The 13920-nt window shown below is 64.8% G+C and carries 11 protein-coding genes; 2 read left to right on the forward strand and 9 right to left on the reverse strand.

All coding sequences use genetic code 11. The annotated features are described in order from the left end of the window. Positions 1–40: 40 nt before the first annotated feature. Positions 41–850, reverse strand: a complete 810-nt coding sequence (locus tag QM019_RS08610; RefSeq protein WP_282852627.1) for a thioesterase family protein — start codon at positions 848–850, stop codon at positions 41–43. A 10-nt stretch (positions 851–860) separates the two neighbouring features. Beyond that, positions 861–1676: a shikimate 5-dehydrogenase gene (locus QM019_RS08615; protein WP_125106388.1), complete on the reverse strand. Its 816-nt coding sequence runs from the start codon at positions 1674–1676 to the stop codon at positions 861–863. Between the two features lie 74 nt (positions 1677–1750). Between QM019_RS08615 and QM019_RS08620 the strand changes: the two genes are divergently transcribed. Continuing rightward, a complete protein-coding gene (locus QM019_RS08620) occupies positions 1751–2041 on the forward strand; it encodes a cupin domain-containing protein (protein WP_282852628.1) in 291 nt (96 codons plus the stop codon). A 21-nt stretch (positions 2042–2062) separates the two neighbouring features. On the opposite strand, the gene QM019_RS08625 is transcribed toward QM019_RS08620, so the two are convergent. Next, entirely contained in the window at positions 2063–3139 is a 1077-nt protein-coding gene (locus QM019_RS08625) for a Gfo/Idh/MocA family protein (RefSeq protein WP_282852630.1), read from the reverse strand. A 154-nt stretch (positions 3140–3293) separates the two neighbouring features. Then, on the reverse strand, positions 3294–4688 hold the full coding sequence (locus QM019_RS08630; protein ID WP_282852631.1) for a threonine/serine exporter family protein: 1395 nt from the start codon (positions 4686–4688) through the stop codon (positions 3294–3296). Between the two features lie 244 nt (positions 4689–4932). On the opposite strand from QM019_RS08630, the gene QM019_RS08635 reads away from it, so the two are divergent. Then, positions 4933–7119 carry a heavy metal translocating P-type ATPase gene (locus QM019_RS08635; protein WP_282852632.1) on the forward strand — a complete coding sequence of 729 codons (2187 nt, stop codon included), beginning with the start codon at positions 4933–4935 and terminating at the stop codon, positions 7117–7119. Here QM019_RS08635 and QM019_RS08640 read toward each other — a convergent pair whose 3' ends face one another. The 5 genes from QM019_RS08640 to QM019_RS08660 are packed head-to-tail and all read right to left on the reverse strand — an operon-like array spanning position 7120 to position 13888. After that, a complete protein-coding gene (locus QM019_RS08640; RefSeq protein WP_282852633.1) occupies positions 7120–10242 on the reverse strand; it encodes a type I restriction endonuclease subunit R in 3123 nt (1040 codons plus the stop codon). Beyond that, positions 10239–11141 carry a GIY-YIG nuclease family protein gene (locus QM019_RS08645; protein ID WP_282852635.1) on the reverse strand — a complete coding sequence of 301 codons (903 nt, stop codon included), beginning with the start codon at positions 11139–11141 and terminating at the stop codon, positions 10239–10241. The genes QM019_RS08640 and QM019_RS08645 overlap by 4 nt, the downstream gene beginning before the upstream one ends. After that, positions 11138–11671, reverse strand: a complete 534-nt coding sequence (locus QM019_RS08650) for a restriction endonuclease subunit S (RefSeq protein ID WP_282852636.1) — start codon at positions 11669–11671, stop codon at positions 11138–11140. Before QM019_RS08650 ends, QM019_RS08645 begins: the two co-directional genes overlap by 4 nt. Next, positions 11664–12323: a restriction endonuclease subunit S gene (locus QM019_RS08655; RefSeq protein WP_282852637.1), complete on the reverse strand. Its 660-nt coding sequence runs from the start codon at positions 12321–12323 to the stop codon at positions 11664–11666. The genes QM019_RS08650 and QM019_RS08655 overlap by 8 nt, the downstream gene beginning before the upstream one ends. Then, complete coding sequence (locus tag QM019_RS08660; protein ID WP_282852639.1) at positions 12320–13888, reverse strand: type I restriction-modification system subunit M; 1569 nt, start codon at positions 13886–13888, stop codon at positions 12320–12322. The genes QM019_RS08655 and QM019_RS08660 overlap by 4 nt, the downstream gene beginning before the upstream one ends. Between the last annotated feature and the right edge of the window lie 32 nt (positions 13889–13920).

Genomic DNA, 13920 nt, shown 5'->3' on the forward strand with positions numbered 1-13920 from the left:
GCGCAGCTGGACGCTGCGCGGCCCGACCTCGTTGCTGGTGCTAGTCGCGCCGCGGGCGCACCGTGAGCGTCTGCGCCAGGGTGCCGATCGGCCCCTCGGCGTCGTGCAGGATGCTCTGCGTGAGCCCCGCGCCGCGCGGGCCGATCGAGACGTGCGTGTCGAAGCCGAGCCACTCCCCGACCGGCACGCGGTAGAGGTGCGCGGTGAGGTCGAGGTTCGGGAACGCGACTTCGTCGGGCGACACGAGCGTCGCTGAGCCGTTCGCGAGGTCGGCGACCGAGAGCAACCGGGCTGTGTTGCTCACCGGCTCGCCCGTCAGGAGCGGCCGCTGGGGCCGGATCCAATACTGGGCGACGCCCGGGCCGCTCGACTGACGGCGCACGTCGAGCGTCTCAACGAAGGCGCCGTCCCAGGTGTCCCCCATGTCCCAGCTCGGCAGTTCGTCGACCGACGGGATGCGAGGCACGGTCGTGCCCGCGATGTCCTCGGTGTCGAATTCCTTCGTGAGCCAGGCCCGCGCACTCACCGCGGGCCGGCCACCATGGGTGAGGATCGCCTCGACGAGTTCGATGGTGCGGCCGGGTCGCACGACACGCAGCTCGACATCGAACGGTTCGATCGGGATCACGCCGAGGATGTCGCACGAGAGCCGGCTCATGCGCAGCGTGCTGTCGGCATGGCGCTCATCGCGATCGGTGAGGATGAGGTGGCTGATGAGCCCGACGACGGGCGCGATGTGCTGCTCCTGGTTGTTCCAGCTGCCGCCCGTCTCGAGGTTCGGGCGGTACTGCGTCGCGGACTCGCGGACGAAGTAGGGCGAATCGTGGGAATTGCGACCGGGAGTCATCATGCCGTGGGACCTACGCTTCGCGAGCGAAGGCGGCGGCCCTGCCGATCTGATCCTGCGTCAGCTCGACGCCGGTGTAGCGCTTGAACTGGCCCGCGGCCTGCAGCGCGAACACCTCGGAACCCGAGATCGTCGGCACGTTCGCAGACTGCGCGGCGCGGATCAGCGGTGTCTCGGCGGGCAGCGCGACGACGTCGAAGACCTGCTGAGCCGCGCCAATGTGTGCCTCCGAGAACGACAGGGTCTGGGCATCCGCCCCCTGCATGCCGAGCGGCGTGACGTTGACGAGCAGGTCGTGGCCGGGCGCAGGGTCGTCGGTGACCGCGCGGTAGTCGTAGCGGTCGGCGATGGCCTGGCCCGCCTCGGCGTTGCGCGCGACGATCGTGAGGTCGTCAAAACCGGCGCCGCGGAACGCCGCGATGACGGCCTTCGCCATACCCCCCGAGCCGCGTACGAGCACCGACATCGAGGTGTCGAGCTGGTGGTTCTTGAGTAGCTGCACGACGGCTTCGTAGTCGGTGTTGGCCGCGGCGAGCCGACCGTCGGTGTTGACGATCGTGTTCACTGAGTCGATGGCCGCAGCCGACTCCTCGAGCTCGTCGACGAGCGGGATCACGGCCTCCTTGAAGGGCATCGACACCGAGCAGCCGCGGATACCGAGGGCGCGCACGCCGGCGATCGCGTCGATGATGTTCGTCGTCGTGAATGCCTTGTAGATGAAGTTCAGGCCGATTTCGTCGTAGAGGAAATTGTGGAACCGCGTGCCGTAGTTCGACGGCCGAGCAGCGAGCGAGATGCAAAGGGACATGTCTTTGTTGAGTATCGGCACACCGTCATTATGTACCTCGTAGGCTGGGCCCGAGCGGCGGGATTCGCTGCGGAAGAGCCGAAGGAGCACCGCCCATGAGCACTGGATCGACCGGCGAATTGCAGCTCGAGAACGACCACTTTCGCGTGACGAAGTGGACGATCGCGCCGGGCGGCGTGATTCCCATGCACCGTCACGACTTCGAGTACGTGGTCGTGCCGATGGTGACCGACCGCATGCACGTCGTCACCTCCGAGGGCAACGAGATCACCGCCGAGCTCGTCGCCGGCACCAGCTATACCCGTGCGGCTGGGTCGGAACACCGGGTCGAGAACCGGGGCGGCGCATCCGACATCGTGTTCGTCGAAATCGAGCGACTCGCGTAGGCGGTCGTTCGGCGCGGGGCGCTACGCGTCAACCCAGGACTGGCTCGCGGCCGAGGCAAGGACGCGCTCGGTGAGTTCGACGGCCCGGAGCCCATCGCGCACCGTCGGCAGCCCGTCGGGAAGCACGCCGCTCGACATCGCCGCGTAGCTGTCCCCGACGAAAGCTGCGAACGCGTCGAGGTAGCCGAGCGGATGCCCGGCCGGCACGTTGCTGAGGCGGGCGACGTCGCCACCGATGAGCTTCGGGTCGCGCTGGAGCAGCACCGAGCCGCCACGGTGGCCGATCCAGAGCGTCTCGGGGTTCTCTTGCTCGAAGCGGACCGTCTCGTGGGCGCCGCCGATCTCGACGCTGAGTGAGTTCTTGCGGCCTGCTGCCACCTGCGAGATCGAGAGGGTGCCGAGTGCGCCCGATTCGAACTCAACGAGCAACACCGCGAGGTCTTCGGTGGTGACCTCGCGGCCGGAGCGCTCGGCGTGCACCGTCTGGGTGCGCGCGGTGAGCCGCACGATGCGCTCGCCCGCGAGGAACTCGGTAAGGTCGGCCAGGTGTGAGCCGATGTCGGCGAACGCGCGGGATGCGCCGCCCGCCTTGGCGTCGACGCGCCAGTTGTCGTCGCCCGGCTCGAGCAGCCAGTCCTGGTGATAGACGCCGGTAACGCCAGTGAGGTGGCCGAACGAGTGGGCGGCGATGCGGCGCTGCGCCTCGCGCGTCATCGCGTGGAAGCGGTAGGCGAAAGGCACGGTGAGCAGCCGGTCGCTCGCCTCGACGTCGGCAGCAAGTTGCGTCGCCTCGTCACGGCTGACGCCGATCGGCTTCTCGCAAACGACGTGCTTGCCTGCCGCAATGGCGGCCCGAGCGAGCGGCACGTGGCTCGCGTTCGGGGTGCAAACGTGAATGACGTCGATGTGTGGGTCGCCGATGAGTTCCTCGGCGTTCGCCGCGCGGTCGACGCCGATCGTCGCCGCCGCATCGCGGGCGCGTTCGAGACTTGATGAGGCGATGCCGGCGATCTCGCCGCCGACGATGCGGATCGAGCGCGCATGCACCTCCCCCATGAACCCGCCACCGATGATGCCGGCGCGAAGTCGAGTCGTCATGAGGTTCTCCTTTGAACCGGGCCCCGGGGGGCGATGATGTGGTGGTGCGCGGGGGCGCGCGGCTCGCGCGTAGCACCCGGCGGGCCCGACCGCCGTCGCCCCATCCTGCCACCGCTTCCGCAACGCTGGCCGGAAGCGCCCGGCCGATCGGCCGTTAGCGAATGCGACCGCGCCGCCGCGTGACGCTCTGCAGGGTGTCGCGAATCGGCGCGCCGAGGAACAGGCCGAGCGACGCCCCCGACGCGAGGGCGAGGCCGATCGCGCCGGCGCTGACGAGTTCGGCGAAGCCGACGATGAGGCCCTGCGGGTCGTTCTCGGCCGCGACGATCGCGAGGATGCCGCGGAAGACCATCGAACCGGGCACCATCGGCACAATCGCGGCCGTGGTCACGGCGATCGACGGCACGTGCCAGCGGTGCGCGATGAGCGTGCCGAGGAAGCTTGCGAGCAGTGCACCGAAGCCGCTCGCGGGGGCCATACCTATGCCGCCGAGCAGCGCGATGCTGTAGCCGCCCCAGGCGGTCGCGCCGAGCGCCGCCGAGATCGCGATGGTGCGCACGCCGGCGCCGTTCCAGACCGCGACCGTGACGGCGATGAGGATCGCGCCGATGACCTGCATCCACGCCGGGCCGAGCGCGGGCGGATCGCTCGCGAGCGGAATGCCGATGCCAAGCGATTGCGTGATCGCGACGCCGCCGACGATGCCGATGACGACGCCGAGGGTGAGCAGCGCGAGGTCGAGGATGCGCCCGCCGGCCGTGAGCGAGAAGCCGTCGATCGCATCCTGGGCGGCAGCGACCACCGACATACCGGCGAGCATGAGGACGATGCCAGCGGCGACGATGATGGTCGGCCGCACCTCGTCGAACAGCGGCACGCCGAGGTCGCCGAGCCAGTTCGAGACCGCGGCGATCGCGACGACGACGAGGGCGCCGGCTGCCTGCGAGAAGAAGAAGGGCACGTGCCACTTCGCGAGCAGGCGCTGGGTCATGGCGGCCGCGCAGGACGCGAGCAGGATGATGAGCAGCACGAACCAGTTCGCGCCGTAGAGCACGCCGACGCCGAGCGCGAGCATGCCCTGCGCGAGCACGATGACGGCGGGGCGGTACGGGAACGGCTGCCGGCGGATTTTGTGGAAGCGCACGCGCGCGTTGTCGAGCGTCACGCTGCCCGACTCGATGTCGGCGACGAGCGCCTGCAGTTGCTGGAGCTTGGTGTGGTCGGGCACGGGCGCGCGTACGACGCGGATGAGCGTGAACGGCAGCTCGGTCTCGTTGCGGTGGTAGGAGACGGCGATGGAGTTGTAGTTGATGTCGACGTGCACGGGCTTGATGCCGAGGGCTGCGGCGACGCGAATCACGGCGAGCACGACCTCGTTTGCCGAGGCGCCGACGGCAACGAGCGACTCGGCGATGCGCATCGCGAGGTCGATGACCTTGCGGGCGTACACCTCGTCGATCGACAGCAGCGCCTCGGTCATCGGCCTCGACGCGGGGTCGGTGCGGATGACGTTTTCGATGCGAGCTCGCCACTGCCTACGTGAATTCACGGCCCCATCGTCCCACGCCTGTAGTTGGGGTTGAGTGGTCACTTTTTGTAGTTGCCGGTGCCCGGCAACTACAAAAAACGACCACTCAACTTTCTGCGACGCCGAACGGTTGTGTGGATCCCGGGACAGTCGTGATGGAGCATAGAAGTTGGAATGCTGGACATGAGGGCTCGGTTATACCCCTCAGGGGTATAACCGATGCGCGGCCCGGGTGGTCGCGCGAAAGGAACATGAGGCAGACACGATGGCGAATCACACGCACGACGAACACCACGAGCTGGCAGGGAACGAGGGTCAGACGAACGCCGAAGAGCACGCCGGGCACGATCTGCATTCAGGGCACGACGCTCATGCAGGGCACGAGGCTCATGCGGGTCACGAGGCTCATGCGGGTCACGGATCGCACGACATGCACGGTGGCCACGGAGGCCACGCGGGTCACGGCGATCACGTCGCCCAATTCCGGCGACTGTTTTGGATCATGCTCGTCATCGCAATCCCGGTCGTCGCGACGAGCGCGATGTTCGCGAGCCTCGTCGGCTACGAGCTGCCAGACGTGGCATGGCTCGGATGGGTCTCGCCAGTGCTCGGCACGATCATGTACGTGTGGGGCGGCCGCCCCTTCCTCACCGGCGCGGTGAGCGAGATCCGCAGCCGTAAGCCGGGCATGATGCTCCTCATCGGCCTCGCGATCACGGTCGCGTTCCTCGCCTCGTGGGGCGCGAGCCTCGGCTTCCTCCACCACGAGCTCGACTTCTGGTGGGAGCTCGCGCTGCTCATCGTGGTCATGCTGCTCGGCCACTGGGTCGAGATGCGCTCGCTCGCGCAGACCACCTCCGCGCTCGACTCGCTCGCGGCCCTCCTGCCCGATGAGGCCGAACGCGTCGTCGGCGACACCACCGAGACGGTCTCCCCCGCCACCCTGACCGTCGGCGACGTCGTGCTCGTCCGCCCCGGCGCGACGGTGCCGGCCGACGGCGAGATTGTCGATGGCGCCGCCGCGATGAACGAAGCGATGGTCACCGGCGAGTCGACGACCCAGCGCCGAGGCGTCGGCGACCACGTCGTCGCCGGCACCGTCGCGACCGACTCGGCCCTGCGCATCCGAGTCACCGCGACCGGCGACGACACGACGCTCGCGGGCATCCAGAAGCTCGTGGCCGACGCGCAGGCCTCGTCCTCGCGCGCGCAGCGCATCGCCGACACAGCGGCCGGCTGGCTGTTCTGGTTCGCGCTCGGCGCCGCGGCCATCACCGCGGTCGCCTGGTCGCTCTTCGGCCTGCCCGACGAGGCCGTCGTGCGCACCATCACCGTGCTCGTCATCGCCTGCCCGCACGCACTCGGCCTCGCGATTCCGCTCGTCGTATCGATCGCGACCGAGCGCGCGGCCCGCGGCGGCGTGCTCGTCAAGGACCGTCTCGCGCTCGAGTCGATGCGCTCGGTCAACGCCGTGCTCTTCGACAAGACCGGCACCCTGACGAAGGGCGAGCCGACCGTCACCGACATCGCGCCCACCCCGGGCCTCGACGCGGATGCGGTGCTCGCATTCGCGGCCGCCGCCGAGTCCGACAGCGAGCACCCGCTCGCCCGCGCGATCGTCGGCGCAGCGGAGCACCGCGGCCTCGTGCTCGCGGGCGCCAGCGACTTCTCGAGCTCGCCCGCGGTCGGTGTGCGGGCCTCGGTCGACGGGCGCACCATCGAGGTCGGCGGGCCGTACCTGCTCGAGCAGCACGGCCTCGCCGAGGCCGCCCCGGCCGCGGCCTGGCACGCCGAGGGCGCCATCGTCCTGCACGTGCTCGCCGACGGCGAGATCGTCGGCGCGCTTCGGCTCGCCGACGAGGTGCGCGCCGAGTCACGCGACGCGGTGGCCGCGCTGCACGCGCAGAGCGTCGAGGTCGTCATGATCACCGGCGACGCGCAGGCGGTCGCCGAATCGGTCGCGGCCGAGCTCGGCATCGACCGCGTGTTCGCGGGCGTGCGCCCCGAGGACAAGTCGGCGAAGGTCGCCGAGCTGCAGCGCGAGGGCAAGCGCGTCGCGATGGTCGGCGACGGTGTCAACGACGCTCCGGCCCTCGCGCAGGCCGACGTCGGCATCGCGATCGGCGCGGGCACCGACGTCGCGATCGCCTCGGCCGGCGTCGTGCTCGCGTCGAGCGACCCCCGCTCGGTGCTCTCGGTGATCGAGCTGTCGCGCGCGAGCTACCGCAAGATGCGCCAGAACCTCTGGTGGGCGGCCGGCTACAACCTCATCTCGGTTCCGCTCGCGGCGGGCATCCTCGCGCCGATCGGCTTCGTACTGCCGATGAGCGTCGGCGCGATCCTCATGTCGCTCTCGACCATCGTCGTGGCCCTCAATGCGCAGCTGCTGCGCCGCCTCGACTTGTCGCCCGAGGCGAGCACGCGGCGGATGCTCGAAAGCCGCAGCAGCTAGCTACTCCCCGCGCCCGACAAGCCCGCGGAAGCGCTCGAAGAACCGCGTCAACAACGCAATCACGCGGTCCTTCTTCGCGGCGCGGCCACCCTCGGGCGCGAACAGCGACACCGGCGGCAGAATGTCGGTGATGCCCTGCCCTGCGATCCGCAGCTCGCCATCCCGGAACGCCCCGTCGACAAATGCCCGCGTCTTCTCGGGCTTCAGCCCCTCGGCCGCGATGATGCCGGCGAGCTCCTCCTCGCGCTTGCGCGCGACGAACGCCTCCCACGCCTCGTCCACGTCGCTGTCGAGCGAGATCGAGTCGACGAACTCCTCGATGAGGTCGCGCTTGCTCCGCAGGGTCGGGCTCGCGTTGACGGCGCGCATGATCTCGGCGCGAATCTCGATGTCGTCACCGTTGCCCGACTCCTCCTGCTTCTTCGCGACGAGCATGAGGATGTAGTCGACGTTGATTTCGACCTGCTTTACGAGCTCGATCTCGAACACGACGTCCTCGTGAATCGGCTCGCGATCGACCTCATCGACGCGTCGGAAGTCCTGGTAGAAATCGTTGTAGACGCCCGAATAGTTCTGCTCCTGCGCCCGCGACAGCAGAGTGTCGCCGGCGAACTCGTCGAACGACGTGAGGATGTTCCGTAGCCGCAAAATCGCGCCCCAGAGCTTGATGAACTCCTTCTGCGCCTTCTCCCCCACGATCCGCTCGCCGAGCGGAAACTCCTGGAGCAGCTCCTTCACTCGGTCGGCATACTCGGCGTAGTACTCGCCGTAGGGCCGCAGCACGACAACGCCGCGCGCATCCTTGTTGCCAAACAGCTCGAGCGCCTTGTTCGTCTCGTCCTCGAGGTTGCGGAACGACACGATATTGCCGTAGGTCTTCACCGAGTTGAGGATGCGGTTCGTGCGCGAGAACGCCTGAATGAGCCCGTGGGCGCGCAGGTTCTTGTCGACGAAGAGCGTGTTCAGCGTCGTCGCGTCAAAGCCGGTGAGGAACATGTTCACGACGATGACCAGGTCGAGCTCGCGGTTCTTGAGCCGCTGCGACAAGTCCTTGTAGTAGTTCTGAAACTTGTCGGCGCTCGTGTCGTAGCTTGTGCCGAACAGGTCGTTGTAGTCCTGAATCGCGTCCTCGAGAAACGACCGCGAGTCGCCCGCGAGCAGGTCGGTGTCGAAGGCCTCGTCGTCGAGGATCCCGTCGTCGCTCGCCTCGTTCGCACCGTACGAGAAGATCGTCGCGATCTTCAGCTGCTGGTCGCTCGGCAGGCCGAGCTGCTGCACCTGGAACTCGTTGTAGTACCGCTTCGCGGCGTCGATGGATGCGGTGGCAAAGATCGCGTTGAACCCGCGCACGCGCCGCTTCGCGCGCTCGGCGACCACGCGGCGCCGAGCCGCGCTCGACGCCTCGACGTTCGTGACGACGCTGTGCTCGTAGCTCGAGGCGCGCTTCGTCTTCTGGTTGAAGTGCTCGAGCGTGTACTTCACGACTTCGCGGATGCGCTCGGGCGCGAGCAGCGCCTCCTCGGTCGCGATCGCCGACACCTCCTTGTCGGCGACGTTGCCGACGCGAATGGTGTTGACGTAGTCGATGCGGAACGGCAGCACGTTCTTGTCGGTGATCGCGTCGACGATCGTGTAGGTGTGGAGCTTCTCGCCGAACGCCTGCTCGGTCGTCTTGAGCTTCGGGTTGCCGCCCGTGCCGCTGTTCGCGGCGAAGATCGGGGTGCCGGTGAAGCCGAAGAGGTTGTACTTCTTGAACGCGCGCGTGATCGCGGTGTGCATGTCGCCGAACTGCGAGCGGTGGCATTCGTCGAAGATGATGACGACGTGCTGGTTCGTCACCGCGTGGCCTTTGTTGCCGGCGATGAAGTTCGAGAGCTTCTGGATCGTCGTGATGATGATCCGCGCGTTCGGGTCCTCGAGCTGCCGTTTCAGCACGGCGGTGGAGGTGTTCGAGTTCGCGGCGCCCTTCTCGAAACGGTCATACTCGCGCATCGTCTGGTAGTCGAGGTCTTTGCGGTCGACGACGAAGAGCACCTTGTCGACGCTCTCGAGCCGCGAGGCAAGCTGCGCCGTCTTAAACGAGGTGAGCGTCTTGCCCGAGCCTGTCGTGTGCCACACGTACCCGCCGGCGGCGATGCTGCCGAGTTGGTGGTAGTTCGTGGAGACCTCGATGCGCTGCAGGATGCGTTCGGTCGCGACGATTTGGTAGGGCCGCATGACCATAAGCGTGTTGTCGACGGTGAGCACGCAGTACTTCGTCAGGATGTTCAGCAGCGTGTGCTTCGCGAAGAACGTCTTCGTGAACGCCCGCAGATCCTGAATCGGCTTGTTCTGCGCGTCCGCCCACCAAGACGTAAATTCATAACTATTCGAAGACCGCCTCCCGGCGCCTGCGCTTGTCGAAGGCCTTGTCGAAGCCCCCGCCGCCTCCCGCACATGCTGCCGCCGAGTCGTATTCGAGTAATACTTCGACAGCGTCCCATTCGAGATCACAAACAACTGCACATACTCAAACAGCCCCGACTCCGACCAAAAGCTCTCGCGCTGATACCGGTTGATCTGGTTGAACGCCTCACGAATATCGACGCCGCGCCGCTTGAGCTCGATGTGCACCATCGGCAGCCCGTTGACGAGCACCGTCACGTCATACCGATTCGCGTACTTCGCGCCGCCCTCACCCTGAGGGACCTCGTACTGGTTGATCACCTGCAGGCGGTTGTTGTGGATGTTCTTCTTGTCGAGCAGCTTGATGTTCTTCGTGAACCCGTCGTCGCGCTTGAGCGGATATTCGTGGTTCACGTGGACGCGCTGCGTCTTGTCTTCGATGCTGTCGTTCTTGCTCGCGATCCACTTCAAGAAGAGGTCGTTCCATTCACTTTCGGTGAATCGGATGCCGTTGAGCAGTTCGAGCTGCTGGCGCAGGTTCGCGACGAGCTCGGCTTCGGAATGGATCGTGACGTAGTCGTACGCCTGCGACTGCAGCAGTTCGATGAACTCACGCTCGAGCGCCGCCTCGGATTGATAATCCGTGCGCGTATCCGGTTCGGGAACGTACTCGGCCACCACCGTGCTCTCGGACGAGACGGCGATCGGATCAAATTTGCGGCGCTCGGGCCCGATCATTCGGAATCGACTCCCCGTTCTTCCCACTGCGCGTAGGTTCCACCGTTCCATAGCCACGAGGTACGGCCGTTGCAAGAGCGACCGAGCGCGATGGCGCCAGCGGTCGACGGAGAGGTGAAGACGATGTCACGCGTCAGATGGCCAACCTTGCCGTCAATCACAATGCTTCCGTCTGCGACTAGTTTTTCGTGCCGCGCCCGGTACGAGGCATATGCACGCCGGGTTGACTCGGCGGTAGCGCGGCCAAGCCACTCGCCAACGACGGTGGAGCCCTCCAGCATCGTGAATTCACCGCCAGCCACTTGGGCTTTTGCGTTCACACCAAGCTTGGACTGCACCAGCGTGAACGTCGGCGAATCTTCATCCTTGGGCACGACTTCAACTACCGGAGCCTTCCGCGACTTGAGCACGTTCACGTTGAGCACCGGTAGCACGGTTTTCAGCTGCGAGATGAACGCTTCCATGTCTGACGCCTGTGCTTCGGAAAGCTTGCGGATTTTGGGAGTCTGTACGTTCGGTAGGGAAGCCCGTTCGGCAACCCGTGCCATCTCAATGAGTCGAGCTTCTAGGTAACCCCAGTGACCCTCGTTGAAGCTATCGTCTTTGGCACTGATGATGACCGCGCGGTCCCAGAACTCTTTCTTCGCGTCATGAACTCGAAATCGCTCTGCGAAGTTCTCGGTTCGGCCTATGTAGCAAACTGTGTTCTCGATCGCTTCGCTGTCTTCGCCCAGCAACAGATACGCGCCGTTGCGCGATGACTCTGGTCGACGAATCAGTTCCCCCAGATTGGACCGTGGACCGACCAATACGTGTCCTGTCCAGCCTGCAACTTCTGCAGTGGTGATTCCACCCGGTTCACCATCGACCAGAAATAATTCGATGTGCTTGCCGCTCATGCCGCCTCCTCAAACGTGAGCAACTTGTCCCGGTAGTACTCATACTGTTTGCGTCGTGCTTCGATCTCGGCGGGTAATCCACTGCCAACACCATTCACGTATTCTTCAAATACATCTAAAACGGAAATGATCCGATCTTGAATTTCAAGGTCAGGAACAGGTACTTCAAACCGGTTCAAGTTTCGCTGATTGAGTTTAGGCTGTGTGCCTCCGCTAACAAATGCCGATATATCGACCGTTTGCAAATAGTGGTACAGGAATCTAAGCCGCACTTCACCAGTCTTTTCAGTCAGCACGTGCGCATGGTTGTTCACCCAAATGCGACCTGAAGCCCAATTCACCATCGGTGAACCATCCTTTTGAAGAACACTTCCATCTTCGCCAACAAGCAGGAAGTCACCTTCAAACAAGAAGTCATCGACATAGTCCTGGATACCGTTCGCGCCGTAGTACGGATAGATACCGTACCGTCGGTCAGCTCGGGTGACAGGCCGTCGCCGACTATCCAGGTTCCCGATGATATTACCCATCGGAGTCCAGCGCCCCCCCCTCACGGAAGGTCAGAAGTTGGTCGCGATAGAACGCGTACTGGCGTCGCCGCGCTTCCAGCTCCGCTTCCAGCTCCGCTTCCAGCTCCGCTTCCAGCTGTGTGAACTTATCCAATATTCTCACAATTTCTTGCTGTATTTCTAGCGACGGAACTGGTATTTGAATCTTGTTGAACGAATATTCCGAAATCGTGCGCACCTTAGTGCCCACGATGTAGCGGCGCTTCTGCCTGTCGAAGTGCGCGGAGCGAAGAAAGTAGGAAACGTAACTCGGATCAAGATCGGAACTAAAGATCAATGTGTGGTTACTGACTGCCACGGATTCTTGACCCAGCCACGCCACGCCCTTGGCGAGGTCTTCATCATTCTCGCTCGTGTCCGCGATAATGACGTCACCGGGTTGCGCATGCTTCGAGCGGCGAGCAACATCCACACTAACGAATACGTTCGTCTCGTCGGCGTGAACGCCGTAGTGCGTGTAGATCTGCCCATAGTGAACACATCCGACACCCTCATCCTGGAAATCCTTTTTCTGCGGACCCCCGCCTCGAGAAAATGTTCCAATCTCACCAAACGTTTTATGGGGGACGCCGTTCGGCGCTAATTGCGCGAGCATCGATTTCAGGTCGCTCATTTGGCGCCCTCGAGGTCCGCCACGATCTCATCGATCGAAGCCCGCAGCTCCGCTTGCCGCGCGACGATGCGCGCGATCTCGGCGTTGAGTTCGACGATGTCGACCTCTTCGCGGGTGTCTTCCTTCTCGACGTACGACGAGACGGCGATGTTGTACGCGTTCTCCGCGATCTCCTCGTTGGTGACCAGCTTCGCGACGTGCGCCTTGTCCTCGCGCGCGGCCAGCGCATCCAGAATGTGCTGCTGGTTTTCGGGCAGCAGCTTGTTCTTGTTGCCGACGCGCTTGAACTCGGCCGACGCATCCACGAACAACACCGCGCTATCGCGCTTCGATTTCTTCAACACGATGATGCAGGTGGCGATCGTGGTGCCGAAGAAGAGGTCCGGCGGCAACTGGATCACCGCATCCACGTAGTTGTTGTCGATCAAGTACTTGCGGATCTTCTGTTCGGCTCCCCCGCGGTACAGCACGCCCGGGAACTCGACGATCGCCGCCGTGCCGTTCACCGCGAGCCACGAGAGCATGTGCATCGTAAACGCGAGGTCAGCCCTCGACTTCGGCGCGAGCACGCCGGCAGGCGAGAACCGCGCGTCGTTGATCAGGATCGGGTTGTCGTTGCCCTCCCACTTGATTGAGTACGGCGGATTCGAGACGATCGCCTCGAACGGCTCGTCGTCCCAGTGCTGCGGGTCGACGAGCGTGTCGCCGAGCGCGAGATGGAACTTCTCGTAGTTCACGTCGTGCAAGAACATGTTGATGCGCGCGAGGTTGAACGTCGTGAGGTTGATCTCCTGTCCGTAGAAGCCACCAACGTTCTCCTTGCCGAGCACCTTCGCGAACTTCAGCAGCAGCGAGCCCGAACCGATCGCCGGGTCGTAGACCTTGTTCACGCGGGTCTTGCCGTCGACGGCGATCTTCGTGAGCACCTCCGACACCTCCTGCGGCGTGTAGTACTCACCGCCCGACTTGCCGGCCTGCGACGCGTACATCTGCATCAGGTACTCGTAGGCGTCGCCGAACATGTCGATCGTGTTGTCGGCAAAGTCACCGAGCGGCAGGTCGCCGATCGCGGCGAGCAGCTTGCCGAGCTTGGTGTTGCGCTGCTCAACCGAGTTGCCGAGCTTGTTGCTGTTCACGTCGATGTCGTCGAACAGGCCCTTGAGGTCGTCCTCGCTCTCGGTGCCAAGGGCCGAGCCCTCAATGTTCTTGAACGCGCGCTCGAGGATTTCGTTGAGGTCGGTCGTGTCGCGCTGCGCGCGGGCACGGACGTTCTCGAAGAGCTCCGACGGGAAGATGAAGAAGCCCTTTTCGGCGACGAGGTACTCGCGCGCGGACTCGGCCCGCGCATCCGGCATGCGCGGGTAGTCGAAGTCGGTGTTGCCGGCCTCGTGCTCGCCGCGGTTCACATAGGTCGAGAGGTTCTCCGAGATGAATCGGTAGAAGAGCATGCCGAGCACGTAGCTCTTGAAATCCCACCCGTCGACGCTGCCGCGAAGGTCATTCGCGATGCGCCAAATCGTCTTGTGCAATTCGGCGCGCTGCGCCTCTTTGGTGGTGGGGGTCATTCGTTGATCTTCCGCGCGAAACGTGCGAATTC

The sequence above is a fragment of the Gulosibacter sediminis genome, from assembly GCF_030011715.1.
In the GTDB taxonomy this organism is placed as follows: Bacteria; Actinomycetota; Actinomycetes; order Actinomycetales; family Microbacteriaceae; genus Gulosibacter; species Gulosibacter sediminis.